This window comes from Streptomyces sp. NPDC090022 (assembly GCF_044748145.1).
In the GTDB taxonomy this organism is placed as follows: domain Bacteria; phylum Actinomycetota; class Actinomycetes; order Streptomycetales; family Streptomycetaceae; genus Streptomyces.
Map to the genome: position 1 here is coordinate 153,468 of NZ_JBIVFN010000003.1, position 23,285 is coordinate 176,752.

Genomic DNA, 23,285 nt, shown 5'->3' on the forward strand with positions numbered 1-23,285 from the left:
AGGATTTGGCGGGCAGCGGAGCAACCGGGCGATCAGGAGCAGCAGCACACGTGAGCAGCGACGACGTACAGGGCGCGGCGGGGCAGGCCGCCGAGGGGGCGCAGGGCTCGGCCGGCGGGAGCGGCGGGTCCGGTGAGGTGTGGGACGTGGTCGTGGTCGGCGCCGGGCCCGCCGGGGCATCGGCCGCGTACGCGGCGGCGGGTTCCGGGCGGCGGGTGCTGCTGCTGGAGAAGGCCGAGCTGCCGCGCTACAAGACGTGCGGCGGCGGCATCATCGGCCCGTCGCGCGACGCCCTGCCGCCGGGCTTCGTGCTGCCCTTCAAGGACCGGATCCATGCCGTCACCTTCTCGCTGAACGGCAGGCTGACCCGGACCCGGCGGTCCAAGGGCATGCTCTTCGGGCTCATCAACCGGCCGGAGTTCGACGCCGCGCTGGTCGCCGAGGCCGAGAAGGCCGGCGCCACGGTCCGTACGGGTACGGCGGTGGCGCGCGTCGAGCAGCACGGGCCGGCGGTGCCCGACCGGCGTACCGTCGCCGTGGTGCTCGGGGACGGCGAGGTCGTGCTGGCCCGGTCGGTGGTCGGCGCGGACGGCAGCGCGAGCCGGATCGGCGCGCACGTCGGGGTGGAGATGGACCAGGTGGACCTGGGCCTGGAGGCGGAGATCCCGGTCCCGCCGACGGTCGCCGAGGACTGGAAGGGCCGCGTCCTGATCGACTGGGGGCCGCTGCCGGGCAGTTACGGCTGGGTGTTCCCCAAGGGCGACACGCTGACCGTCGGTGTCATCGCCACCAAGGGCGAGGGCGCGGCGACCAAGCGCTACCTGGAGGACTTCATCGCCCGGCTGGGACTGGCGGGCTTCGAGCCGGCCGTCTCCTCCGGCCACCTGACGCGGTGTCGCAAGCCGGACTCGCCGCTCTCGCGCGGGCGGGTGCTGGTGGCGGGCGACGCGGCCGGACTGCTGGAGCCGTGGACCCGGGAGGGCATCTCCTTCGCGCTGCGCTCCGGGCGGCTGGCGGGGGAGTGGGCGGTGAAGATCGCCGAGGCGCAGGACGCCGTGGACGCGCGCCGGCAGGCGCTGAACTACGCCTTCGCCATCAAGGCCGGGCTGGGTGTGGAGATGGGCGTCGGCAAGCGGATGCTGACCGTGTTCGAGTCCCGGCCGGGCCTGCTGCACGCGACGATCACCGGCTTCCGGCCGGCGTGGCGGGCGTTCGCCCGGATCACCCGCGGTTCGGCGAACCTGGCCGACATGGTGCGCACGTCCCCGGTCGCGCGCCGGGCGCTGCACGCCCTGGACCGCCGGCAGGCGCGGGCGTCACAGGACCCGGAGCGAGGCGCGGGGCAGGGCCAGGGTCCGGAGCAGGGGCCGGCGTAGGGGCCGGCGCGCGGGCGGCGTGGGGTCAGGCGCCGGGTCCGGAGCTGGGGCCGGCGTAGGGGCCGACGTGGCCGGCGCGCGGGCGGCCCCCGGGTCGGCGTGCGGACGACGCGGGGTCAGCCCGTGAGGGAGATGCGGAAGACCGGATGGTCGGCCGCGGCCGTGCGCAGCTCCTCCTCGGAGGACGTGGCGGTCACCCCCTGGAAGAACCGGTTGACCTCCCAGCCCCACCGCTCCAGGTACGTCCGCAGGACGGCGGCCTTCTCGGCCGGGTCGGACAGCTCGGTGACGGTGAACGCGCGCACCCTGCGGCCCACGCGCAGCTCGCCGCCGCCCGCGGCGCGCATGTTGCGGACCCACTGCGAGTGGCCGCGGGCGGAGACCAGGTACTGCGCGCCGTCGTGGGTGTGCGGGCTGACCGGGATGCGCTGCATCCGGCCGGACGTGCGGCCGCGTACCGACAGCTCGGCGGTGCCGCCCAGGCTGATGCCGAGGCGGGCCAGCTTGCCGACGAGCCCGTTGAACCTGACCGCGAGGGGGCTCGCCTGGACGTAGTGCGTGCTCATGGTGGTCCTCCGTCGGTCGTGCGCGGCTGTCGCCCCGCCCTTTCGAGAGCACCGCTCTCGCTTGAGATCAGTGTGCACGGATCGGTGCGCCGAATCAAGAGCAGCGCTCTCGAATCGAATCGATGCTCCATTTTCTGTGCAGTGCTCTGCACGCATGGCATACTGCCCGGCATGAGCACCGTGCGTGGGGCCAGGGAACGGGCCCGTATCGAGGTCACTGCCGCCATCAAGGACGAGGCGCGCCGCCGGCTCGCGGCGGAGGGCGCGGCGAAACTCTCGCTCCGCGCCGTCGCCCGCGAGCTCGGCATGGTCTCCTCCGCCCTCTACCGCTACTTCCCCAGTCGCGACGACCTGCTGACCGCATTGATCATCGACGCGTACGACAGCGTCGGCGCCGCCGCCGAGGCGGCCCGCGCCCGCACCGTCACCGCCCCGCCGTACGACAGCTGGATCGCGGTCTGCCGGGCCGTCCGCGACTGGGCCCTCGCCCACCCCCACGAGTACGCCCTCATCTACGGTTCCCCCGTCCCCGGCTACTCCGCCCCCCAGGCCACCGTCGGCCCCGCCTCCCGCGTCGGCAACGCCTTCGTCTCCATCGCCCGCGCAGCCCACGCCGGCCGCGGCCTCGCCCTGCCCCCGCTGCCGACGGCCCTGCGTCCCGAAGCCGCGCGCATGACCGCCGACTTCGCCGAGGGCCTGCCGCCCGAGGTGACCGCGGCCCTGGTCGCCGCCTGGGCCCAGCTGACCGGCCTCATCTCCTTCGAGGTCTTCGGCCAGTTCAACCGGGTCGTCGAGGACCGCGAGGCCTTCTTCGCCCACGCCGCCGCCCAACTCGCCCACGGGGTGGGTCTGATGCCGTCGCCACGCGCCGACGCGTAAGGTGCCCGGATGATCGCAGTGCCGGAGGAGTTCACGCGGACCACGCTCGCGCGGGAGGGGGACGCCGGGTCGGCATGGCTCGCCGAACTGCCCGGGATCGTGGAGGAGCTGCTGGAGCGGTGGGGGTGCGTCCCGGACGGGCCGGTCATGCACGGGGGCGTCGGCGTCGTCGTCCCGGTGCGCCGGCCCGACGGGGGGACCGCCGTGCTCAAGGTGTCCTTTCCGCACCCCGGCAACGTCCACGAGCCGGACGCGTTCGCGGCGTGGGGCGGGCGCGGAGCCGTGGCGCTGCACGAGCGCGACGACGAGCGGTTCGCGATGCTGCTGGAGCGCGTCCGGGCCGCGACCCTCGCGGAACTGGCGGACGGCGACGAGCTGGTGACGGTCGCGGCCCGGCTGGGCCGCCGACTGGCCGTTCCCGCACCGGCCCACCTGCCCCGGCTGTGCGAGCAGGCCGGCGCCTGGGAGGAGGGCCTGCGCGGGGACGCCCGGGAGCTGGCGCACGCCCTGCCGGCCCGCGTGGTGGACGCCGCCGTGGCCACCGTCCGCGAGCTGGGCCGGGTCCAGCCGGACACCCTGGTCCACGGCGACCTCCACGCCCGCAACATCCTGCGCGCCGACCGCGAGCCGTGGCTGGCCGTCGACCCCAAGGGGTACGCCGGGGACCCCGCCTACGACGGCGGCACCCTGCTCAAGTCCCGGGCGCTCGCGCTCCTCGAGGCCGACGACCTGCACGGGGCCGTCCACCGCGTCCTGGACGTGTTCGCCGAGGGCGCGGAGCTCGACCGCGAACGGGTCAGGCGCTGGGCCCAGCTCCATGCCGTCCAGGCCGCCTTCTGGGGTCGCCGCCACGGCTTCCGCCGCGCCCGCCGGGGACCGGGCCGGGACCGGCTCACCGACTTCGCCGACCACCTGGCGCAGCTGCTCACCCGGCCCCGCTGACCCGCAGGGCCCTCCTGACGCCGTGCCCGACCGCATGCGCGGGCAAGGGTGCCGAGCCGGCCGTCGACAGCCGAGTTTCGTAGGCAAACCGTTGTCGGGGCGTCATTGCCCGGCGGGCCCGCCACCCGCATCCTGACGGTTCAGCACGATCACGATGAACAGAATGAAGGTTCCCGCACATGCAGCACGCCCCCGACCTCGGAAAGAACTCGCTCGCCAAGCCGGATCCGTGGGCCAAGTTCCGAGGGCTCGCCTGGTGGCAGTTGGTCCTCTCGATCGTGCCGATCCTCCTGCTGCCGGCCGGCGGGGCGATAGGCGGCGCCATCGGGGCGGCGGGCCTCTTCGCGAACCTCTCCCTCGCCCGCAAGCAGCTCGGGACGCCGGTCAAGCTCCTTGTGATGCTGGGCGTGGTACTCGCCTCGTACCTGGGTTACTTCCTCGTCGTGGGTGTCGTCCAGAACCTGCCCAAGGGCTGACACCGGACAGTGCCTAGCGCCCGTCGTTCTCCGGCCGGCGCGCGAAGCGCCACAGCAGGTGCGTGGCGCGCAGGACGAAGACGGTGGTCGCCAGGACCCCGCCGGCCGCCATCAGGGCCGTCTCCACCCGGCGCGGCAGGTCGAAGAGGAGGGCGGGCCCGGCCACCGCGCCGTACGTGAGGGCGGCAGCGAACACGCCGCTGACGAACGCGTATCCGATCTCGATCGTGATCGCGTCCTTGTCCGCCTGCGTGCGCCGCCCGTCTCTGCCCATGCGCGCAGTGTGCCCGCGCGCACCCACGGTCACACCGCCGCCCTCCGATCCCGGTTCAGATCCCGGCATTCTCGCTCCACAGCCGGGCCACGGCCAGGTCCCCGCTCACCCCGGGCCCGGCCAGAGGCGTCCGGTTCCACAGGGCCGTGTAGAGCCAGGACGCCTCGGCGATCACCTCGCAGTCGGCCTCGCCCGCGTCGTCGCACACGGTACGGGGCGGCTCCGGCGACAGGTGGACCGTCCACACCGCGCCGGTGTCGGCGGCCCGCACCCGCAGCACCTTGGGTTCCGGCGACCGCACCCGGCTGCGCGGACGGGCGTGGAAGCCGGTGAGCAGCTCGTCGATACCGTCCTCCGCGAACGACGCCTCCAGCGGCGAGAGGGCGCCGCCCAGCGCCGACTCCGCGTCCATCCGGTGCACCGTCGTCTCGTGGGCCTGCCGCCGGGCCCAGAAGCCGAGCGGTGTGGGCGCGGTCGGCAGGAACGTCCAGCACTGCAGATCGGCCGGCGCCTCGGTCAGCGCGGCCACCAGGGCAGCGTGCCCCTCGCGGAACCAGGCCAGCAGCTCGGCGCCGGTGTGCTCCGGCGCCTGCGTCCAGGACCCGCCCTCCAGCAGGCCCTCCGCGACGAAGCCGGTCGCCCAGCGGTGCACCGATCCGGTGTGCCGGAGCAGATCGGCCACGTGCCAGTCGGGACAGGTGGGCACCCAGGCCTCCGTGCCGGCCCGTTCGGCGGCCTCCGCCAGCAACTGGCCTTCCCGCTCCAGCGTCTTCACGTACTCGCTGATCTCCATACGGCGAGTCTGGCATCAGACCCGTCACAATGGGGACGTATGAGCGAGGAACTGTTCCCGCGCGAGCGGACGGAGATCGTCCCCGGCGCCGTGCACGTTCCCGACTGGCTCGGGCCGGCCCGCCAGCGGGAGCTGGTCGAGGCCTGCCGGGAGTGGGCGCGGCCGCCCGCGGGACTGCGCACCGTCCGCACCCCCGGCGGCGGGACGATGACCGCCCGGCAGGTGTGCCTGGGACTGCACTGGTATCCGTACGGCTACGCGCGCACCGCCGTGGACGGCGACGGCGCCCCGGTGAAGGCGATGCCCGGGTGGCTCGCCGAGCTGGGCCGGGAGGCCGTCACGGCGGCGTACGGGCCTGCGGCGTACGGGCCTGCGGCGTACGGGCCCGGGTCGGCACCCTATGGCCCGGGGGTGGGCGACCCGGGCGTGGGCGGCCCGGTGGCGGCGGGCGGGCCCGCGTACGACATCGCGCTGATCAACTTCTACGACGGCGACGCCCGCATGGGCATGCACCGCGACGCCGAGGAGCGCTCCGGGGCACCGGTCGTCTCGCTCAGCCTCGGCGACACCTGCCTGTTCCGCTTCGGCAACACCGCCTCGCGCGGGCGCCCGTACCGGGACGTGGAGTTGCGCAGCGGCGACCTGTTCGTCTTCGGCGGCCCCGCCCGGCGGGCCTACCACGGGGTCCCCAAGGTGCTGCCCGGCACCGCCCCGCCGGACCTGGGGCTGGTGGGGCGGCTCAACATCACGCTGCGGGTCGGCGGCCTGGGGCCGTCCGGGCCGGGCCCCGGAGCGGGAGCGGGCCCCGGCCGCTGACGGGGCTCCGATCATGCGAGGATCGCTGTCATGAACGGGAACGGCAACGGCACCACCGGGTCCACGCGCAGCAAGCTGGAGCGGGGTCGCGGCGCACTCGGGCCGGCGCTGGAGCTCGTCCACACGGGCCGCGCCCCGACGCGGGCGGTGCTCACGGCCGAGCTGGGCGTCACCCGGGCCACCGCCGGAGCCGTCGCCGCCGAACTGGAGGCGCTGGGCCTGATCCGCGTCGACTCCAGCCCCGGCGGCGCGGGCGGTACCCAGGGCCGCCCCTCGCACCGGCTGTCCGTCGCCGAGGACGGGCCCGTCGCACTCGCCGCCCAGGTCCACCCCGACGGCTTCCGGGCCGCGCTCGTCGGACTCGGCGGCAGGATCGTGGCCACCGCGCCCGGTCAGGTGACGGTCTCCGCCGACCCGGCGCAGGTGCTGGGCGCGGTCGTCGAGGCCGGAGCCGCCCTGCTGGCCGCCAGCGGCCGCCGCTGCATCGGCGCCGGACTGGCCGTCCCCTCGGCCGTCGCCGAGCCCGAGGGCACCGCGCTCAACCCGCTGCACGTGGCCTGGCCGCCCGGATCGCCGGTACGGGCCGTCTTCGCGCGGTGCGTGAAGGACGCCGGGATCGACGGACCGGCCCTGACCGGCAACGACGTCAACCTCGCGGCGCTGGCCGAGCACCGGCACGGCGCCGGGCGCAGCGCCCAGCACCTGCTGTGCGTGGCCACCGGCCACCGCGGCGTCGGCGGCGCGCTCGTCCTCGACGGCCGCCTGCACAGCGGGAGTTCGGGTCTGGCCCTGGAGGTCGGACACCTCACCGTGAACCCCGAGGGACGGGCCTGCCACTGCGGCAGCCGCGGCTGCCTGGACGTGGAGGCCGACCCGCTGGCCTTCCTGACCGCCGCCGGACGGACGCCGGGCCCGGAGGTCTCGCTCCTCCAGCAGGCGCGCGACCTGCTGCGCACCGAGTACACCGACCCGGAGGTGCGGGCGGCCGCGGAGGAGCTCATCGACCGGCTCGGCCTCGGGCTCGCGGGCCTGGTGAACATCCTCAACCCGGACCGGATCATCCTGGGCGGCCTGCACCGCGAGCTGCTGCACGCGGACCCGGAGCGGCTGCGCGCGGTGGTGGCCGACCGGAGCCTGTGGGGGCGCAGCGGGGGCGTACCGATCCTGCCGTGCACCCTGGACCACAACAGCCTGGTGGGCGCGGCCGAACTGGCCTGGCAGCCGGTGCTCGACGATCCGCTGGGCACCCTCGGCGCGCCGGCCTGAGAAGCCCCGGGCGGGCCGGGCGGGCCGGGCGGGCGGACCGGGCGGGGCGGGCGGACCGGGCGGGCCTTCAGGCCCGGACGGTGACGGCCCCGGGGGCGGGGGCGGCGACGGCGACGGCCGCCGCCACACCCACGGGCGGGGCGTTCTCCCGTACCGGTGTCGCGTCGAGGCGCACCGGGTACGCGGGGACGGCGGGCGCCGGCGCCGCGCGCAGCGAGAACCAGACCACCTTGCCCGGGCTGTCGGCCCGGTGGCGGGCTCCCCAGGCCTCGCTGACCGCCTCGACCAGGGCCAGGCCACGGCCGCAGGTCTCCAGCGGGTCGGAGTCCTTCAGGACGGGCAGCCGGGGATCGTTGTCGTGGACGGAGACGGTGAGCCGTCCCAGCAGCAGTTCGATCTCGACGGTGCAGGCCTTGTCGGGCTGCGCGTGGCGGTGGACGTTGCTGAGCAGCTCCGTCACGCCGAGCGCAGCCCGGTCTATGAGCGGGTCGAGCTGCCAGTAGCGCAATTGGGCCGAAACGATCCGGCGGACCTGGCCGATCCGCGAGGGCATGGCCTGCAGTTCGACGACGCAGTGCCTGCGGGAATGACTGATCACGGCTGCGACTCCCCGACATGAGTGTTACGGGTGCTGCACCCTCAGTGACGACTTCACCAGAGTCACCCAGGGTGCCGCGCGGCGCAACCGAAAGGGATCCATATGGATCCCCAAAGTGACTGTTTGCCCAGGTGGGAGGGGTACATTGCGAAAGCGAGGGGGTTCGAACAAACCAAGGAGCACCGCACATGAGTACGACCAGGACCACGGCCGTCACCGTCGATGTGGACCGCAGCGACGCGGACTACCGCGACTGGCTGAAGGAGGCCGTCCGCAAGGTCCAGGCGGATGCCAACCGCTCGGCCGACACCCACCTGCTGCGCTTCCCCCTCCCGGAGGAGTGGGGCATCGACCTGTACCTCAAGGACGAGTCCACACACCCCACGGGCTCCCTCAAGCACCGGCTGGCGCGCTCGCTGTTCCTCTACGCCCTGTGCAACGGCTGGGTGCGGCCGGGCCGCCCCGTCATCGAGGCCTCCTCCGGCTCGACCGCCGTGTCGGAGGCGTACTTCGCCAAGCTGATCGGCGTCCCGTTCGTCGCGGTGATGCCGCGCACGACCAGCCCCGAGAAGTGCCGGCTGATCGAATTCCACGGCGGCACGTGCCACTTCGTCGACGACCCGATGAAGATGTACGAGGAGTCGGCGGCCCTCGCGGAGCGCACCGGCGGCCACTACATGGACCAGTTCACCTACGCCGAGCGGGCCACCGACTGGCGTGGCAACAACAACATCGCGGAATCGATGTTCCATCAGCTGCGCCTGGAGCGGTACCCGGAGCCGACGTGGATCGTCGCGACGGCCGGGACCGGCGGCACGTCCGCGACCATCGCCCGCTACGTGCACTACATGCAGCACGACACCCGGATCTGCGTGCCGGACCCGGAGAACTCGGTGTTCTTCGACGGCTGGACGCAAGGAGACCCGGACGTCACGGGCGACTGCGGCTCGCGCATCGAAGGCATCGGCCGCCCGCGCATGGAGCCGAGCTTCGTGCCGGGCGCGATCGACCGGATGATGCGGGTCCCGGACGCGGCGAGCGTCGCCGCCTGCCGGGCGCTGGAGCAGGCCATCGGCCGCAAGGCGGGCGGTTCGACGGGCACCGGGCTGTGGAGCGCGCTGAAGATCGTCTCGGAGATGGCGGCGGAGGGCCGCAAGGGCAGCGTCGTCACGCTGCTGTGCGACCCGGGCGACCGGTACCTCGACAAGTACTACTCCGACGCGTGGCTGGCCGAGCAGGGCCTGGACATCGCGCCGTACGCGAAGACGCTCGAGACCCTGCTGACGACGGGCGTCTGGCGCGAACCCACGCCGTGACCCGCCCCACGCCGTGACCCGCCGGCCACCGCCCGTCGCCCGCTCCACGCGGTCCGGCGCCGGCCGGCCGTCAGCAGCGCCCGGCGGTCAGGCGCGCCCGGTCGTCAGGCGCGTGTCCAGGGTGCGGACCGCCGTGCGGAACGCGTGGCCCAGGCCCGGCCGGGCGGCGGTGAGCGCCAGCCGGAACGGCGCCGGGCCGTCGGCCGCGAACGTCCAGCGCACCCGGGTGCCGGAGCCCGCCGGGGTCAGCCGCCACTCCTCCAGCAGCGCCCGCAGACCGGGCGCGTTCGTCTCGTCCGCCCGGTACGCGTAGCGCCACTCCGGATCCGCCGCCATGATCGTCTCCTGGAAGCGGACCCCGCCCATCAGCCGGACCTCCCGGCCCGCGCCGCCGTGCGTCGGGCGCGCCAGCGTCACCGCCCGGAACCAGCGCGGCCAGCCCGGCACGTCCTCGGCCAGTGCGCGGTAGACCGCCTCGGGCGCCGCGCCCGCCTCCGTCTCGAACACCAGGCGCAGCGGGGCGGTCTCGGCGAATTCGAGGCCGACGGGGCGAAGTGCGCGGGCCATGACGGGTACCCCTTCCGGATACGGCACGGTGGTGGACGCCGCCACCCTAACTGTCGGCTCGTCAGAAGTCTTCGCCGGACCGGGTACTGGGCACCCGGCCCGCCGCGCGCCATCCTGGTGCGGGGCCCTGCCCCCTCGCGAGCGGAGGCCGTACGTGCAGCGCACCCCCACGCCCCTGGCCCTCGAACTCCTGGTCCACGGCGTGGCCGGGGCCGCCCCCGAGGAACTCCTCGGAGACCCCCGCACCGTGCGCGTCACCGGCGACGCCACCGCCGCCGTCTTCCGCCGCACCGACGACGCCGACGCCGAGGCCCACCCCGCGCGGTACACCGGCCGGCCGGTCCCGGAGGCGTACTGCTGGTCCCGGCTCACCTCCGGCAACGGGGCCCGCGCCCTGTGGCTGCTGCTGCCCTTCATGGTCGCCCACCTCGCCCACTGGGCCCGCCCGGCCGCCCCCGGCCCGCCGCGCGCCGTCCGCGCGTACGGGGTCCTCGTCCGCCTCGTCGCCCTCAGCCTGACCGTGCTGCTGATCGCCGCCGCCTGCGAGGTCTGCCTGGACCTCGTCGCCTGGCAGTGCGCGGGCTCGGCGCACTGCGCCGCCTCCCGCTCCTGGCTCGGCCCCCTCGCCACCGCCGGCGGCGCCGGGCCCGGCCGCCGGCTCGCCCTCGCCGCCCTGCTCCCGGCCGCGCTGACCGGGCTGCTGTGGTACCTGTCGAACCGCACGTGGAGCGCGTACGAGTCCCAGCCCCCGCCGCCGGGCACCGGCGACCAGGACGGCGACGACGGCGCGACCCCCGCGCTCGGCCGCCCCGGATTCTGGTACGGACGCCGGCTCGTCGCCCGGCCGCGCGCCGCGCACCCCTGCGCGCCGCCCTGTTACGCCGAGCGCGCCGTGCCCGACCTCACGTGGCGGATGACCACCTGGACCGGGCGCACCGGTGGCCGCCTGGTCGTCTCCGGGCACTCCCAGGGCAGCGTGCTGGCGGCCGCCGCCGTCTGGCAGCTGCCGCCGGCGGTCCGCCACCGGGTCGCGCTGCTGACGTACGGCTCCCCGCTCACCCGGCTCTACGGGCGCTGGTTCCCCGCCTACTTCGGGCCCGCACCGCTGCGCGCCCTGCACCGCGACGTCGACTGCTGGCGCAACCTGTGGCGGGCCACCGACCCCATCGGCGGGCCCGTCCTGGCCGGCACCGACGGCGGCCCGGCGGTGGACCGGGGCCCGCTCGCCGATCCCCTCGCGTACGGGCGCACCCCGAGCCATCCGCTGCCCGCGCCGATCCTCGGCCACGGCGACTACCAGGCGGACCCGGTGTTCGCGGCCGAACGCGACGCGCTGCTGGTCCGGCTGGCGGCGCGCACCGACGTACCCCCGCCGCGCCCGCGGCCGGGGCCCGACCCGGTCGGCGACCGGGGCCCGGGGGTCAGCAGGGAGCCGTCGGGCCCGGCAGATCCGCCGGGAACAGCAGGGTGAGCTCGTCCGTGCTCGGCTCCGACAGCTGCGCCACCCGTCCGGCGTGCCGCTCGACCATCGCCTCGAAGGTCTGCCGGGCCGTGCGGCCGTTGCCGAACGCCGGGCCCTTGGGCAACTGCGTGAAGTACGCCAGCAGCGCCTCCGGGGTGCCCTCGCCCAGCCGGTACTCGTGCTCCTCCGCCTGCTGCCCGACGATCCGCAGCAGCTCCTCGGGGCCGTAGTCCCCGAACGTGATGGTCCGCGAGAACCGGGAGGCCACCCCCGGGTTCACCGTCAGGAAGCGCTCCATCTCCGCCGTGTACCCGGCGACGATGACCACCACCGCGTCCCGGTGGTCCTCCATCAGCTTCACCAGCGTGTCGATGGCCTCGCGCCCGAAGTCCCGGCCGGAGTCCTCCGGCGCCAGCGCGTACGCCTCGTCGATGAACAGCACCCCGCCGCGTGCCCGCTCGAACGCCTCCTGCGTACGGATCGCCGTGGACCCGATGTGCTCGCCCACCAGGTCCACCCGGGAGACCTCCACCAGGTGGCCGCGGTCCAGCACCCCGAGCGAGGCCAGGATCTCCCCGTAGAGCCGGGCGACGGTGGTCTTGCCGGTGCCGGGGGAGCCGGTGAAGACCAGGTGCCGGCGCACCGAGGCGGCCTTGAGCCCGGCCTGCTGGCGCCGCCGGCCCACCTCGATCATGTCGGTGAGCGCCCGGACCTCACGCTTGACGCTCTCCAGGCCCACCAGCGCGTCGAGCTGACCGAGCACCTCGCCCGAACCGCGCCCGCCCCCAGGGCCGGAGCCGTCCTCGGAGCGCGCCGCGGGCACGGACGCGGGCACGGCGGCGGGCTCCGCCTCGCGTACGGGCGCCGGCTGCCCGGCGGTGACCACGGCCCGCGCGCCGGCCGCCGACGCCGTCCCCGGCGATCCGAGGACTCCGGGGCGCTGGACGGACTCGTCGCTGGTGCACCCCTCGGCGAGCGGGCCCTCTTCGGCGAACTCGTAGCCGCCGCGCGCACAGCGCTCGGTGTGGCAGCGGCTCAGGGTGGTGCGGGAGCCGTCGATGACGTGGAAGCCGAAGCCGGAACTGCCCGAGACCCGGCAGGAGCGGAAGCTGCCCCGGCCACCCGCCGACACGTAGAACCCGGCCTCGGATGCGGCGGTGACCGTGCACCGGTCCAGTGTGGGATCGGCCCCCTTGGTGACGATCACTCCGGTCTGCACCGTGTCGATGACGCAGTTGGCGAGGGAGCCGCCGCTGCCGTGGTCGCGGAACCAGGCACCGGTGGCCGCCTCGCGGATCCGGCAGTCGTCGAGCAGCGCGCTCGCGCCGTCGCTGACGGAGACGGCGATGCTGCGCACCTGGGAGAGGTCGCTGTCGACGACGTCGGCGCGCGAGCCCCGGTCCAGGACGAACAGCGCGTCGGGCACGTCGTGCACCCGGCAGTCGGTGAGGGAGGCGGTGGCTCCGTCGCTGATCCACACGGCCGGGTAGTCGCCCGTGCTGTCGTGGATCTCGCAGGACTCGGCGTCCACCCGGGTGCCCGGGTCCCACACCGACAGCCCGTTGCGCCCGAACCGGCGCACCGAGGTACGGCTGAGCGTGAGCACCGAACGGGCGCGCATGTCGACCGCGTTCTCGGGGATGTCGTGGATGTCGCAGCCGGTCAGCGCCAGCACCGCGTCCGTGTCGAGGGTGACCCCGTCGGCGGTCGTGCGGTGCACGGAGCAGTCGGTGAGCCGGGCCGCCGCCCGCTGGGCGACCTGCACACCCGCCCCCCGGATCTCGTACACCTCGCAGCCCAACGCCTCCAGCCCCGAGCCCTCGCCGGTCACCGCGATGCCCGCGCCGGTGGTGTGGTGGATCCGGCAGCGCTCCAGCCGCGGGTGGGCGCCGTCGCGCACCACGACGCCGGTCTGGCCGGCCGCGGCCACCTCGCACTCCTCGAACACCCCGCCGCCGCCGTCGGCCACGGCGATCCCGACCCCGGCCGGGTTCTCGACCGTGCACCGGCGCACCACCGGCCGGGCCGTGGCGCCGCGCACCTCGATGCCGGCCGCCGAGCGGGTGCTCACCCGCAGATCGGTCAGCTCGGGCGCGCCGTCCTCGACGAGCAGCGCGGGCGCCGCCCCGTCCTGCCCCTCCAGCTGCAGGTCCTGGACGACGGCGGAGGCGTACACGGTGAGGGCGACCCCGTCGGGCGGGGCGATCCGCACCGCACCGGCCGCGCCCTGCGGTCCGCGCAGGGTGACGGCATGACGCAGCACCAGGTTCTCGCGGTACGTGCCCGGGGCGATGGACAGCACGTCCCCGTCCCCGGCGGCGGCCAGCGCGGCGGTCAGCGTCGGATATTCGCCCGAGCGGCGGCGCCACCGCGAGGACCCGCCGTGCGTCACCTGCACCGTGCCCTGAGCCATGTGCTGCCGTGCCCCCACCCTGGTACTCGTGTTGCCGAAGCGACCGGGTCGCCCGCCCCACCGTAGCGCGCCGGGGGCGGATGAGACGCCAGGTCAGCTGCCCGCGCCCGCACGGCCCCAGTCGGGTCCGGCCGCCGCCCACGCCCGGTCCAGTCGTATGTACCGCCGATGCATGAGCCGTCGTACGACCAGGCGCCGCACCGTGTCCGCCAGGGCCGCCGTGCCCAGCGCGGCCGCCGCACCCGCGACGACCGCGTGGAACACGGCGGTCGAGGCGTCGAGCGGGCGGCCGACGAGGTGGCCCGCGGTGTCCGTCCATATCCGGAACCGGTCGCCGGGACGCGGCGGTTCCTCCGCCGCCGGCACCGTGCCCTGGTGCGCGCTGCCGTCCGGCGCGGTCCACGCGGCCACGACCCGCGTCCGCTCCGGCCCCTGCCGCGGCCCGGCGGGGCCGGCGGACGCCGTGTCCTCCCGGTCCGCCGCCGGCCGGACCACGACCGCCGGCACCAGATACCGCTCCGTCCGCTGCTCGCGCGCGGCCCGCTGCAGCGTGGCGTCCACCCGCAGGCCGGCCGCGCAGCCGACGGCCGGGGCGACCACCAGCACGCACACCAGCGCGGTGAAGGCCACCCAGGCCTCGAACCGGTCACACGCCCGGCGCAGCGGATTGCGCCGCCAACGCCACACTCCCATTGCTGTCCGCACGGTCGGGCACCCCCTTGCCTGACGTTTTCTGCCGTCCCAGCCTCCCCATGCCCCGTTCACGCGCATACGGGGCCGTGCGGGCCCCCGGTCACCCGATCCGGTGGTCAGCCGGAACAGCGGGTGTACGGCGCCCCGACGAACTCAACGGTCCCGCCGGGTCCGCCGGTTCCCGCTCCGGGCCGGAGTTCCGCGAAAGGCCCGGGAATTCACCCGGCGGGATTCACGCGCCGCGATGGTCACGGCGGGATTTCACGCGGCGCGATTCACTCCTGGCCCGCGGCCAGGATCCGTACCTCGTCGCCGACCCGGACCGTGCCCGTACCCATCGGGATCAGCATCCGCCCGAACACCAGCTTCTTCCCGATACGGCGGTGCCGCCCGAGCGTCTTGAGCGGCTCCCTGCCGCGCACGGCGGTGGCCTGGTCGGTGGTGGTGATGACACACCGCCCGCAGTTCTTGGGCCCGCGGAAGACGACGCCGCCGATGGCGATCCGCTCCCAGCGGTCCTCGTCCCAGGCGGTGCCGCCGGAGACGACCACATTGGGACGGAAACGATTCATCGGCAGCGGGCCCTCCTCCGGGTGGTCCCCCTGGGCGATCAGCGCGTTGAGCGCGTCCAGCGAGGCGAGGGTGGCCACCATCAGGGGGTAGCCGTCGGCCAGGCTGACGGTCTCGCCGGGCAGCGCGTAGTCCGGGTCGATGGGCCGGCGTACGGCCGGGTCGTCCAGGTGCACGAGACGGGCCGGGACCCCCAGGTACCGGCTGAACCAGTCGTGGGCGGCCGTCGCCGCCAGCACCGTCTCGACCTTCTTCCCGAACAGCTCGACGGGTTCCAGCGGGCCCGGCGCGGGCACCTCGACCACCAGATCGGGCATACCGGGCGCGGACAGCGCGAGGGCGCCGTCCGTGAGCGGGCGGGCCGAGGCCAGGGCCATGCGGGGCTGCTGGCGCTGGGTCAGGGCCGTGCCCGAGGGATCGACCAGCGCCCACCGCCGGTCCCCGGACAGACCCCAGGGCTCCACGGCCACCTCGTCGGGGGCGATGCCCGCCACCGACTTGACGGGATGGACGTGGAGTGCCTCTACATGCAAGTTCGCCATGGGGGCATCCTGCCAGGCGCCCCCACCGACCTCCTACGCGTGTCGATCAGTGCCCAGGGTCAGTACCCCCGGCCCGGGTACTGGCGGCCGTACTGGTCCTGATAGGCGGGGATGCCCGTGGGGATGCCGGTCGGCGCGGTCGAGGTCATCCCGGACGGGACCGGGGCCGGGGCCGCGATCGGGCGCGGCGCGGCCGGGCGCATGGCCTCGTAGCCGGTGTTCACCGCCACCGGGCGCGGCTGCTGCGCCTGCTGCGGGATGTACGGCGCGGGCGCGTGCTGCAGCGGCGCGTGGCTCTGGGCCTGCTGCTGGTACGGGTAGCCGTAGGCCGGAGCGCCCTGCGGGGCCGGGGACGGACCCGACGGCAGGGCCGGCAGCGCGGCGGGGAGTGCGGGCAGGTAGCCACCGCTCGAGTAGCCGCTGTTCGCGGGTTCGTAGGCGGCCGGCACGCGGATCGGAGCGATCTGCGGGGTGCCCCGTTCTGCGACCAGGGAGTCGTAGATGGGGGTGTCCGGGAAGGAGGGCGCGGAGTAGTAACCGCCGCCATAAGTGGAGCGGGGGGAGGTCATGGGTCATAAGTTAAGCCCACGAATTCACCGGGTCCATAGCAAGGAGTCGTCAACACCGTTCTGACCTGCATATTCGCAGGTCAGAACCACACCTTTCACTTCACGTTCACGTGCACGATTCATCACTTCCGCCCCCGCTTGGGATGACTCGTACTCATGTGCCGAACCGCCCCTGACGTGCTGTCACACCGCTGTGACCTCGGGTGATGCTCGTCTGATGAAACATCAGATACCTTCCGGCAGGATTCAGGCGTCGCTCGGGCGGGCATAGGTACGGCCCTTCCACGCGGCCCCGCGTCCCCGGTAGTGCTGCACGGCCGAGTCGACGGTCATGAGCAGATACAGGAACGCGGTCAGGGGCAGAAGCGGAGCGAGCGCGGCGGGCTGGCGGTAGTGGCGCAGCATCGGCAGGTACGTCCCCGCCATCAGCAGCCAGGCGGCCCCGCCCGCCCACGCGGCGGCGGGCCGGTGGGCGGCCAGGCCCGCGAACAGCGCGACCGGGGGGACGAGGTAGACCAGCGTGAGGCCCGCGACCGTACCGGCCAGCAGCAGCGGCTGGTGGCGCAGCTGCGCGTACGCGCTGCGCGCCACCATCCGCCACAGGTCCTTCAGCCCCGGGTACGGGCGGATGCTGTCCACGCGTTCGGCCAGCCCCAGCCAGATCCGGCCTCCGCACCCGCGGACGGCCCGGGCGAGCGAGACGTCGTCGATGACGGCCTGCCGGATCGACTCGGGCAGGCCCGCGCGGACGGCGGTCGTGGTCCGCAGCAGGACGCAGCCGCCGGCCGCGGCGGCGGTCCGGCCGGAGGGCCGGTTGATCCGGCGGAACGGATAGAGCTGGGCGAAGAAGTACACGAACGCCGGTACGACGAGCCGCTCCCAGAAGCTCGCGACGCGCAGCCGGGCCATCTGGGAGACGAGGTCGAAGCCGCCGGAGGCCGCCGCCGCGACCAATTCGCGCAGACTGTCCGGTTCGTGGGCGATATCGGCGTCGGTGAGCAGCAGGTACTCCGGTTCGCCGGCGGGGTGCGCGGTACGGGCGTACGCGATCCCGTGCCGCAGCGCCCACAGCTTGCCCGTCCAGCCGGGCGCCGGGTCGCCGGGGTGCAGGACGGTCAGCGGCAGGCCGGGCTGCTCGCGGGCCAGCCGCAGGGCGAGCTCGCCGGTGCCGTCCGTACTGCCGTCGTCGACCAGGTACACCTCGGCCTCGCCGGGGTAGTCCTGCGCGAGCAGTGACGGCAGACTGCGCGGGAGGACGGCCGCCTCGTCCCGGGCGGGTACGACGACGGCCACCCGCGGCCACCGGGCGGGCGCGGTCCGCGCGGGCAGCGTCACGTCGGTCCGCCAGAACATGCCCTGCCCCAGCGTGAGCCAGAGCCAGACGGCGACGGCCGCGACGGCGGCCGCGGTGAGGAGCCCCATGGCGGAAGTCTGCCCACCCGACGGCCCCCTGTCCCGCACCCGGCGGCTGCCCGGTGCGTCCGCGTGGCGCCGGCGGCGGGTGCCGATCCGCGGCGGATGGCGGGGTCCGGCACGGGGAATCGGGGGCGTCGACTAAGGTGACCAGGTGAAGATCGCCCTCATGGACTCCGGGATCGGCCTCCTCCCGGCGGCCGCCGCGATGCGGCGGCTGCGGCCGGACGCCGAGCTGGTGCTCTCCTCCGACCCCGACGGGATGCCCTGGGGCCCCCGTACGCCCGACGACCTCACCGAGCGGGCGCTGGCCGTCGCCCGGGCGGCCGCCGCGCAGGCGCCGGACGCGCTGATCGTCGCCTGCAACACCGCCTCCGTGCACGCCCTGCCCGCCCTCCGCGCGGCGCTGGAGCCCGGCATCCCGGTCATCGGGACCGTACCGGCGATCAAGCCGGCGGCGGCCGCCGGCGGCCGGGTGGCGATCTGGGCCACCCCGGGCACCACCGGGAGCCCGTACCAGCGCGGACTGATCCGCGAGTTCGCCGCCGGGGCCCGCGTCACCGAGGTGCCCTGCCCCGGGCTCGCCGACGCCGTCCAGTACGCCGACGACGAGGCGATCGCCCGGGCCGTCGCCGCGGCCGCCGAGCTGACCCCGCCCGACGTCACCGACGTGGTGCTCGGCTGCACCCACTACGAGCTCGTCGAAGAGCCCATCCGCGCCGCGCTCGCGCCGCGGACCGGGGGAGCCGACCTCGTGTTCCACGGGTCCGCCGAGCCGGTCGCCCTCCAGGCGCTGCGCCGCATCGGCGCGAGCCCGGAGCCCGGGCTGCCGCCCACCGGCGGCCTCACCGTCCTGCTCAGCGGCCGCGCGTCGCAGATCCCGGCGGCCGCCCTGCGCTACGCCGAGGGCCAGCTGCTGGCGGGCGTACCGGTCCGGTGACCACCGACGACCAGGCCCTGGTCTAGGCCCTGCCGTCACGGTCACGCCCGGCCCGCGGCTCTCCCGGCTGCCGCTGGGAGGTGCGCCCGGCGCCGCGGGCCGGTACGGGGGCGGAGTCCGGGCCGATCACCACGCTCAGGTCGACTGACGAGACGAATCGTATTGCGCGGTGCCCGCCACGCCGCTATTTTTACCTACGAAACGAGACGAGACGTATCGTCTCGCTCGCCTCCTCGTCTGTCGCCCACGAAGGGAACCGCGCTTGCGCACTCCACTCGCCGCCACCCAGATCGTCCTGTCCGAGGTCACCAAGCGCTACGACACCCACGTCGTCCTCGACCGCGTCAGCTGCACGGTCCGGCCCGGCGAACGGGTCGGTGTCGTCGGTGACAACGGCTCCGGCAAGTCCACCCTGCTCCGCCTACTGGCCGGCCGGGAACGCGCCGACCACGGACAGGTCACCGTCCTCGCCCCCGGCGGGGTCGGCCACCTGGCCCAGACCCTCGACCTGCCCGCCACCGCCCGCGTCGGCGACGCGATCGACCTCGCGCTCGCCGACCTCCGCGCCCTCGAACGCGCGATCCGCGCCGCCGAGGCCGGGCTGGACCGGGCGGGCCCGGACGGACTCGCCGCGTACGACAACCTGCTGACCGCCTACGACACCCGCGGCGGACACGGCGCCGAGCGCCGGGTCGCGACCACGCTGCGCCGCCTCGGCGAGCGCGCCGCGCTCGACCCGGAGCGCCGGCTGGGCACCCTGTCCGGCGGCCAGCGCTCCCGGCTCGCCCTCGCGGCGACCCTCGCTGCCGAACCGGAACTGCTGCTGCTCGACGAGCCGACCAACGATCTCGACGACGAGGCCGTCGGCTGGCTGGAGGACCACCTGCGCGCCCACCGCGGCACGCTCGTCGCCGTCACCCACGACCGGCTCTTCCTCGACCGCGTCACGACCACGGTCCTGGAGGTGGACCACGACCGCCGCGCCCTGCACCGCTACGGCAACGGCTACGCCGGCTTCCTGACCGCCCGCGCCGCCGAACGCGCCCGCTGGGAGCGGGAGTACGAGGAGTGGTGCACGCGGACCCGGCACGCCGAACGGCTCGCCGAGACGAACACCGTCAGCCTGGCCGGGATCCCGCGCAAGCTGCCGCGCGGCTTCAGCGGGGCCGGTGCCTTCCGGGCCCGCTCCCGCGCCCACGGCGCGATGGGCCGGATCCGCAACGCCCGCGAACGGCTGGATCGACTGCGCGAGAACCCGGTCCCGCCCCCGCAGCCGCTGCGCTTCACCGGCCGCTTCAGCACGAGTACGAGCGCGATCACGGGCACGGGTACGGGCACGGGTACGGGCACCGCCGCCGACGGCCGCGTCGCCGTCGACGTCGACGCGCTGGCCCTCCCCGGCCGCCTCGCGCCGGTGTCGTTCCGGCTCGGCCCCGGTGAACGGCTCCTGGTCACCGGGCCCAACGGGGCCGGCAAGACCACGCTGCTCCGCCTGCTGGCGGGGGAGACGCAGGCCACCCACGGGGCGTTCCGGGTACCGCAGCGCATCGGGTTCCTGCGCCAGGACGACCCCTGGGCACACGAGCGGCGCTCCGTACCCGAGGCCTTCGGCCCGGAGTACGCCGACCGGGTCACCGCGCTCGGCCTGCTGACCCGGGCCGACCTGACCCGGCCCGTCCGCGCCCTCTCGGCCGGCCAGCGCCGCAGGCTGGAACTGGCGCGGCTCGTCGACACCCCGCTCGACCTGCTCCTGCTGGACGAGCCGACCAACCACCTCGCCCCGGCCGTGGTGGAAGACCTGGAGGCTGCCCTGGCCCACTACACCGGCACCCTCGTCCTGGTGACCCACGACCGCCGCCTGCGCGCCGCCTTCACCGGCCACCGGCTCGCCCTGACCCCGGAGCGGGCCGAAGCCGAGGCCGCGGCCCCGCACCGGTGAGCCCCGCGCGACCGCCAGGGCCCCCGCGCGCGGAGCGCCCCGCGCCGTCCGGCACCTGCCGGTCCGGGACGGTGGCGCGCGTGCGGAACGTGAGTACGCTGCTGAGCATGACGGATCACCCCCCGGGTCCGCTCTGGACCGGCCGTGCTTCCAACCGCGTGCAGTGGCTGCTCGCCGCGGCGGGTGCGGCGTTCGTCGCACTCGGCATCCAGCTCGCCGTCGCCTCCACCTGGCACAACGGGATCGTCCCCCTCGCCATGTCGGTCTTCGGCTGCCTGGCCGCCGGGCTGCTCGTCCTCTACGGCACCCTGGCCTTCGTCCACGTCGCCGTGACCATCGACGCCGAGGCCATGGACGTGCGCTGCGGGCACATCGGGCTGCCCCGGCGCACCATCAAGCTCGCCGACGTGGCCGCCGCCGAGTTCGTCCCCCGGATCACCCCGCAGCAGTGGGGCGGCTGGGGCTACCGCTGGCGCCCCGAGAAGGGCACGGCCGTCATCGTCCGCCGCGGCGAGGGCGTGGAGCTGCTGCTCGGCGACGGCAAGCTGTTCACCGTCACGGTCGACGACGCCGAGAACGCCGTCCGGGTCATCCGTACGCATCTGCGCGCACTCGCGGGCTGAGTCCACGGGCCGGAGACGTACACTCCGCAGATGAGCAGCAGCGTCACCCGCGTGGACGAGAGCACCCCCAGCGCCGAGCCGGCCGCCCCCGGCGAACACCGCGCGCTCCGGGCCCTTCGAAGGCTCCGGGCCGTTCCGGCCGGCCTGCTGCGCGCCGTCCTCGCGCCGCTCGCCGGTGTGCTCCTCTACCTGAGTTTCCCGCCCCGCCCCCTGTGGTGGCTCGCGCCGTTCGCCCTCGCCCTGCTCGCCGGCTGCCTGTACGGGCGCCGGGCGCGCGCCGGGTTCGGCCTCGGCCTGCTCGCCGGCCTCGGCTTCATGCTGCCGCTGCTGGTGTGGACCGGCGAGGAGGTCGGCCCGGTGCCGTGGCTGGCCCTGGCCGGCGTCGAGGCCCTGTTCATCGGCCTCACCGGACTCGGCGTCGCGCTCGTCAGCAGGCTCCCCGCGTGGCCGGTGTGGGCGGCGGCCGTCTGGATCGCCGGGGAGGCCCTGCGCGCCCGCGTCCCGTTCGGCGGCTTCCCCTGGGGCAAGCTCGCCTTCGGGCAGGCCGACGGGCTCTTCACCCCGCTCGCGGCCGCCGGCGGCACCCCCCTGCTCGGGTTCGCGCTCGCGCTGTGCGGCTTCGGGCTCTACGACGCCCTGCGCCTCGCCCGTACCCGGCCGGACCGCGTCACGGCCGGCGTCGTCGTGGCCGCGCTCAGCGTGACCGCACCGGTCGGCGCGGCCCTCGCCGCGCGCCCCCTGGTCTCGGACGCGGCCGAGGACGGCACCGCCGTCGCCGCCGTCATCCAGGGCAACGTGCCGCGGCTCGGCTTGGACTTCAACGCCCAGCGCCGGGCCGTCCTGGACAACCACGCCAACCGCACCCGGCAGCTGGCCGAGGACGTCCGGGCCGGCAAGGTGCCCGAGCCCGACTTCGTCGTCTGGCCGGAGAACTCCTCCGACCTCGACCCCTACACCCAGCCGGACGCGTACGGCGTCATCGACAGCGCGGTCAAGGACATCGGCGTCCCCGTCGCGATCGGGTCCGTGCTGGAGCCGCCGACCGGTCCGCTGCGCAACTCCATGCTGCTGTGGGACCCCGTCGCCGGCCCCACCGCCACCTACGACAAGCGCAAGATCCAGCCCTTCGGCGAGCGCATCCCGATGCGTTCCGTCGTACGGATCTTCAGCGCGGACGTGGACCGGGTGCGCCGCGACTTCGGCCCCGGCAAGGAGCCCGGTGTCTTCGCCATGGCGGGCAGCCGGGTCGGGATGGTCACCTGCTTCGAGGCCGCCTTCGACGACGCGGTGCGCTCCACCGTCCGGGCCGGCGCGCAGGTGATCGCCGTACCGAGCAACAACGCCACGTTCGGCCTGAGCCAGATGACCTACCAGCAGCTGGCCATGGACCGGATCCGCGCGGTCGAGCACAGCAGGACCGTCCTGGTCCCGGTCACCAGCGGCGTCAGCGCCGTGATCCGCCCCGACGGCCGGATCGTCCAGCAGACCAGGATGTTCACCCCGGACGCCCTGGTCGCCGAGATCCCGCTGCGCTCCACCGAGACCCCGGCCACCCGCCTCGGCCCGCTGCCGGAGTACGTCCTGCTCGCGGTGGCGGCCGGGGGGCTCGGCTGGGTGCTGGTCCGCCGGATCCGCACCCGCGCCTGACCTCCCGCGTACGGGCCCCGGACGGCGTCCGGGGCCACGGCGGGGCCGTAAGGTCGGGGGCATGACCACGCCCGATTTCATCCTCCGGATCCGAGCCACTGCCGGGCACCAGCTCCTGGTGCTGCCCGGAGTGACCGCCATCGTCTTCGACGACCGGGGCCGGGTGCTGCTCGGCCGGCGCGCGGACACCGGCGAGTGGTCCGTGATCGGTGGCATCCCCGAGCCCGGCGAGCAGCCCGCCCAGACGGCGGTGCGCGAGGTCTTCGAGGAGACGGCCGTGCACTGCGTACCCGAGCGGGTGGTGCTGGTGCAGATGCTGGAGCCGTTCACCTATCCCAACGGGGACGAGGTGCAGTTCAGCGACACCACCTTCCGCTGCCGGGCCGTCGGCGGCGAGGCGATGGTCAACGACGCCGAGTCGCTGGAGGTCGCCTGGTTCGACGTCGAGGACCTGCCGCCGCTGCACCCCTTCGCCCTGGAGCGCATCCACCGGGCCGCGCGGGACGAGCCGACCTGGTTCGAGGCCCCGCAGGTCCCGGAGGCCCCGCGGGCCCCGCAGGCCCCGCAGGCCCCGGACGTCGCGGACCTCCCGCACGTCCCGGCGG

General features: G+C 75.0%; 22 protein-coding genes and 1 pseudogene. 13 read left to right on the forward strand and 10 right to left on the reverse strand.

Annotated elements, in window-relative coordinates:
* Positions 1-137: 137 nt before the first annotated feature.
* Entirely contained in the window at positions 138-1,376 is a 1,239-nt protein-coding gene (locus ACIPXB_RS08605) for a geranylgeranyl reductase family protein (RefSeq protein ID WP_401447148.1), read from the forward strand.
* A 116-nt stretch (positions 1,377-1,492) separates the two neighbouring features.
* Here ACIPXB_RS08605 and ACIPXB_RS08610 read toward each other — a convergent pair whose 3' ends face one another.
* Positions 1,493-1,942 (reverse strand): nitroreductase/quinone reductase family protein, encoded by a 450-nt coding sequence (locus tag ACIPXB_RS08610; RefSeq protein WP_401446273.1) that lies wholly within the window; start codon positions 1,940-1,942, stop codon positions 1,493-1,495.
* A gap of 171 nt (positions 1,943-2,113) precedes the next feature.
* Here ACIPXB_RS08610 and ACIPXB_RS08615 point away from each other — a divergent pair, with 171 nt between their 5' ends.
* From ACIPXB_RS08615 to ACIPXB_RS08625, 3 genes are all read left to right on the forward strand, one after another.
* Positions 2,114-2,821: a TetR/AcrR family transcriptional regulator gene (locus ACIPXB_RS08615; protein WP_401446276.1), complete on the forward strand. Its 708-nt coding sequence runs from the start codon at positions 2,114-2,116 to the stop codon at positions 2,819-2,821.
* Between the two features lie 9 nt (positions 2,822-2,830).
* The gene (locus tag ACIPXB_RS08620) at positions 2,831-3,763 is read left to right on the forward strand and encodes an aminoglycoside phosphotransferase family protein (RefSeq protein WP_401446279.1); all 933 of its coding nucleotides are present in this window, start codon (positions 2,831-2,833) and stop codon (positions 3,761-3,763) included.
* A gap of 179 nt (positions 3,764-3,942) precedes the next feature.
* The gene (locus tag ACIPXB_RS08625) at positions 3,943-4,239 is read left to right on the forward strand and encodes a hypothetical protein (protein WP_401446282.1); all 297 of its coding nucleotides are present in this window, start codon (positions 3,943-3,945) and stop codon (positions 4,237-4,239) included.
* 13 nt (positions 4,240-4,252) lie between these two features.
* Here the strand turns inward: ACIPXB_RS08625 and ACIPXB_RS08630 are convergent, their stop codons facing one another.
* Positions 4,253-4,513 carry a DUF6332 family protein gene (locus ACIPXB_RS08630; protein ID WP_401446285.1) on the reverse strand — a complete coding sequence of 87 codons (261 nt, stop codon included), beginning with the start codon at positions 4,511-4,513 and terminating at the stop codon, positions 4,253-4,255.
* A gap of 55 nt (positions 4,514-4,568) precedes the next feature.
* Entirely contained in the window at positions 4,569-5,306 is a 738-nt protein-coding gene (locus tag ACIPXB_RS08635; protein WP_401446288.1) for a maleylpyruvate isomerase family mycothiol-dependent enzyme, read from the reverse strand.
* 39 nt (positions 5,307-5,345) lie between these two features.
* Between ACIPXB_RS08635 and ACIPXB_RS08640 the strand changes: the two genes are divergently transcribed.
* Both ACIPXB_RS08640 and ACIPXB_RS08645 read left to right on the forward strand, forming a co-directional pair.
* Positions 5,346-6,122 carry an alpha-ketoglutarate-dependent dioxygenase AlkB family protein gene (locus ACIPXB_RS08640; RefSeq protein WP_401446291.1) on the forward strand — a complete coding sequence of 259 codons (777 nt, stop codon included), beginning with the start codon at positions 5,346-5,348 and terminating at the stop codon, positions 6,120-6,122.
* Between the two features lie 30 nt (positions 6,123-6,152).
* Complete coding sequence (locus ACIPXB_RS08645) at positions 6,153-7,388, forward strand: ROK family protein (protein ID WP_401446294.1); 1,236 nt, start codon at positions 6,153-6,155, stop codon at positions 7,386-7,388.
* A gap of 67 nt (positions 7,389-7,455) precedes the next feature.
* Here the strand turns inward: ACIPXB_RS08645 and ACIPXB_RS08650 are convergent, their stop codons facing one another.
* Positions 7,456-7,986, reverse strand: a complete 531-nt coding sequence (locus tag ACIPXB_RS08650) for an ATP-binding protein (RefSeq protein ID WP_401446297.1) — start codon at positions 7,984-7,986, stop codon at positions 7,456-7,458.
* A 188-nt stretch (positions 7,987-8,174) separates the two neighbouring features.
* Between ACIPXB_RS08650 and ACIPXB_RS08655 the strand changes: the two genes are divergently transcribed.
* On the forward strand, positions 8,175-9,302 hold the full coding sequence (locus ACIPXB_RS08655) for a PLP-dependent cysteine synthase family protein (protein WP_401446300.1): 1,128 nt from the start codon (positions 8,175-8,177) through the stop codon (positions 9,300-9,302).
* Between the two features lie 87 nt (positions 9,303-9,389).
* Here the strand turns inward: ACIPXB_RS08655 and ACIPXB_RS08660 are convergent, their stop codons facing one another.
* Positions 9,390-9,869 (reverse strand): SRPBCC family protein, encoded by a 480-nt coding sequence (locus ACIPXB_RS08660; protein WP_401446303.1) that lies wholly within the window; start codon positions 9,867-9,869, stop codon positions 9,390-9,392.
* A 154-nt stretch (positions 9,870-10,023) separates the two neighbouring features.
* Between ACIPXB_RS08660 and ACIPXB_RS08665 the strand changes: the two genes are divergently transcribed.
* A complete protein-coding gene (locus ACIPXB_RS08665; protein WP_401446306.1) occupies positions 10,024-11,340 on the forward strand; it encodes a hypothetical protein in 1,317 nt (438 codons plus the stop codon).
* Here ACIPXB_RS08665 and ACIPXB_RS08670 read toward each other — a convergent pair.
* The 5 genes from ACIPXB_RS08670 to ACIPXB_RS08690 form a co-directional block, all read right to left on the reverse strand.
* On the reverse strand, positions 11,291-13,744 hold the full coding sequence (locus tag ACIPXB_RS08670) for a right-handed parallel beta-helix repeat-containing protein (RefSeq protein ID WP_401446309.1): 2,454 nt from the start codon (positions 13,742-13,744) through the stop codon (positions 11,291-11,293). The genes ACIPXB_RS08665 and ACIPXB_RS08670 overlap by 50 nt on opposite strands.
* Before the next feature lie 93 nt (positions 13,745-13,837).
* Positions 13,838-14,437 (reverse strand): hypothetical protein, encoded by a 600-nt coding sequence (locus ACIPXB_RS08675; RefSeq protein WP_401446312.1) that lies wholly within the window; start codon positions 14,435-14,437, stop codon positions 13,838-13,840.
* A 275-nt stretch (positions 14,438-14,712) separates the two neighbouring features.
* Positions 14,713-15,549 carry an MOSC domain-containing protein gene (locus ACIPXB_RS08680; protein ID WP_401446315.1) on the reverse strand — a complete coding sequence of 279 codons (837 nt, stop codon included), beginning with the start codon at positions 15,547-15,549 and terminating at the stop codon, positions 14,713-14,715.
* A 59-nt stretch (positions 15,550-15,608) separates the two neighbouring features.
* Positions 15,609-16,118 carry a DUF6643 family protein gene (locus ACIPXB_RS08685; RefSeq protein ID WP_401446318.1) on the reverse strand — a complete coding sequence of 170 codons (510 nt, stop codon included), beginning with the start codon at positions 16,116-16,118 and terminating at the stop codon, positions 15,609-15,611.
* 246 nt (positions 16,119-16,364) lie between these two features.
* Complete coding sequence (locus ACIPXB_RS08690) at positions 16,365-17,540, reverse strand: glycosyltransferase (protein ID WP_401446321.1); 1,176 nt, start codon at positions 17,538-17,540, stop codon at positions 16,365-16,367.
* 145 nt (positions 17,541-17,685) lie between these two features.
* Here ACIPXB_RS08690 and ACIPXB_RS08695 point away from each other — a divergent pair, with 145 nt between their 5' ends.
* From ACIPXB_RS08695 to ACIPXB_RS08715, 5 genes and pseudogenes are all read left to right on the forward strand, one after another.
* On the forward strand, positions 17,686-18,471 hold the full coding sequence (locus ACIPXB_RS08695) for a glutamate racemase (protein WP_401446324.1): 786 nt from the start codon (positions 17,686-17,688) through the stop codon (positions 18,469-18,471).
* A 262-nt stretch (positions 18,472-18,733) separates the two neighbouring features.
* A complete protein-coding gene (locus ACIPXB_RS08700; protein ID WP_401446327.1) occupies positions 18,734-20,410 on the forward strand; it encodes an ABC-F family ATP-binding cassette domain-containing protein in 1,677 nt (558 codons plus the stop codon).
* 107 nt (positions 20,411-20,517) lie between these two features.
* A complete protein-coding gene (locus ACIPXB_RS08705; RefSeq protein WP_401446330.1) occupies positions 20,518-21,033 on the forward strand; it encodes a hypothetical protein in 516 nt (171 codons plus the stop codon).
* 30 nt (positions 21,034-21,063) lie between these two features.
* Positions 21,064-22,680, forward strand: a complete 1,617-nt coding sequence (gene lnt, locus ACIPXB_RS08710) for an apolipoprotein N-acyltransferase (RefSeq protein ID WP_401446333.1) — start codon at positions 21,064-21,066, stop codon at positions 22,678-22,680.
* A gap of 61 nt (positions 22,681-22,741) precedes the next feature.
* Positions 22,742-23,203, forward strand: a pseudogene (locus tag ACIPXB_RS08715) (NUDIX hydrolase); the annotation flags it as partial.
* Positions 23,204-23,285: the final 82 nt, after the last annotated feature.

What these genes read in the sequence shown, in the direction of transcription:
- ACIPXB_RS08610 (WP_401446273.1), bottom strand. Translation starts at nt 1,942, where the DNA reads ATGAGCACGCACTACGTCCAGGCGAGCCCCCTCGCGGTCAGGTTCAAC.
- ACIPXB_RS08615 (WP_401446276.1), top strand. Translation starts at nt 2,114, where the DNA reads ATGAGCACCGTGCGTGGGGCCAGGGAACGGGCCCGTATCGAGGTCACT.
- ACIPXB_RS08620 (WP_401446279.1), top strand. Translation starts at nt 2,831, where the DNA reads ATGATCGCAGTGCCGGAGGAGTTCACGCGGACCACGCTCGCGCGGGAG.
- ACIPXB_RS08625 (WP_401446282.1), top strand. Translation starts at nt 3,943, where the DNA reads ATGCAGCACGCCCCCGACCTCGGAAAGAACTCGCTCGCCAAGCCGGAT.
- ACIPXB_RS08630 (WP_401446285.1), bottom strand. Translation starts at nt 4,513, where the DNA reads ATGGGCAGAGACGGGCGGCGCACGCAGGCGGACAAGGACGCGATCACG.
- ACIPXB_RS08635 (WP_401446288.1), bottom strand. Translation starts at nt 5,306, where the DNA reads ATGGAGATCAGCGAGTACGTGAAGACGCTGGAGCGGGAAGGCCAGTTG.
- ACIPXB_RS08640 (WP_401446291.1), top strand. Translation starts at nt 5,346, where the DNA reads ATGAGCGAGGAACTGTTCCCGCGCGAGCGGACGGAGATCGTCCCCGGC.
- ACIPXB_RS08645 (WP_401446294.1), top strand. Translation starts at nt 6,153, where the DNA reads ATGAACGGGAACGGCAACGGCACCACCGGGTCCACGCGCAGCAAGCTG.
- ACIPXB_RS08655 (WP_401446300.1), top strand. Translation starts at nt 8,175, where the DNA reads ATGAGTACGACCAGGACCACGGCCGTCACCGTCGATGTGGACCGCAGC.
- ACIPXB_RS08660 (WP_401446303.1), bottom strand. Translation starts at nt 9,869, where the DNA reads ATGGCCCGCGCACTTCGCCCCGTCGGCCTCGAATTCGCCGAGACCGCC.
- ACIPXB_RS08670 (WP_401446309.1), bottom strand. Translation starts at nt 13,744, where the DNA reads ATGGCTCAGGGCACGGTGCAGGTGACGCACGGCGGGTCCTCGCGGTGG.
- ACIPXB_RS08675 (WP_401446312.1), bottom strand. Translation starts at nt 14,437, where the DNA reads ATGGGAGTGTGGCGTTGGCGGCGCAATCCGCTGCGCCGGGCGTGTGAC.
- ACIPXB_RS08680 (WP_401446315.1), bottom strand. Translation starts at nt 15,549, where the DNA reads ATGGCGAACTTGCATGTAGAGGCACTCCACGTCCATCCCGTCAAGTCG.
- ACIPXB_RS08685 (WP_401446318.1), bottom strand. Translation starts at nt 16,118, where the DNA reads ATGACCTCCCCCCGCTCCACTTATGGCGGCGGTTACTACTCCGCGCCC.
- ACIPXB_RS08690 (WP_401446321.1), bottom strand. Translation starts at nt 17,540, where the DNA reads ATGGGGCTCCTCACCGCGGCCGCCGTCGCGGCCGTCGCCGTCTGGCTC.
- ACIPXB_RS08705 (WP_401446330.1), top strand. Translation starts at nt 20,518, where the DNA reads ATGACGGATCACCCCCCGGGTCCGCTCTGGACCGGCCGTGCTTCCAAC.
- lnt (WP_401446333.1), top strand. Translation starts at nt 21,064, where the DNA reads ATGAGCAGCAGCGTCACCCGCGTGGACGAGAGCACCCCCAGCGCCGAG.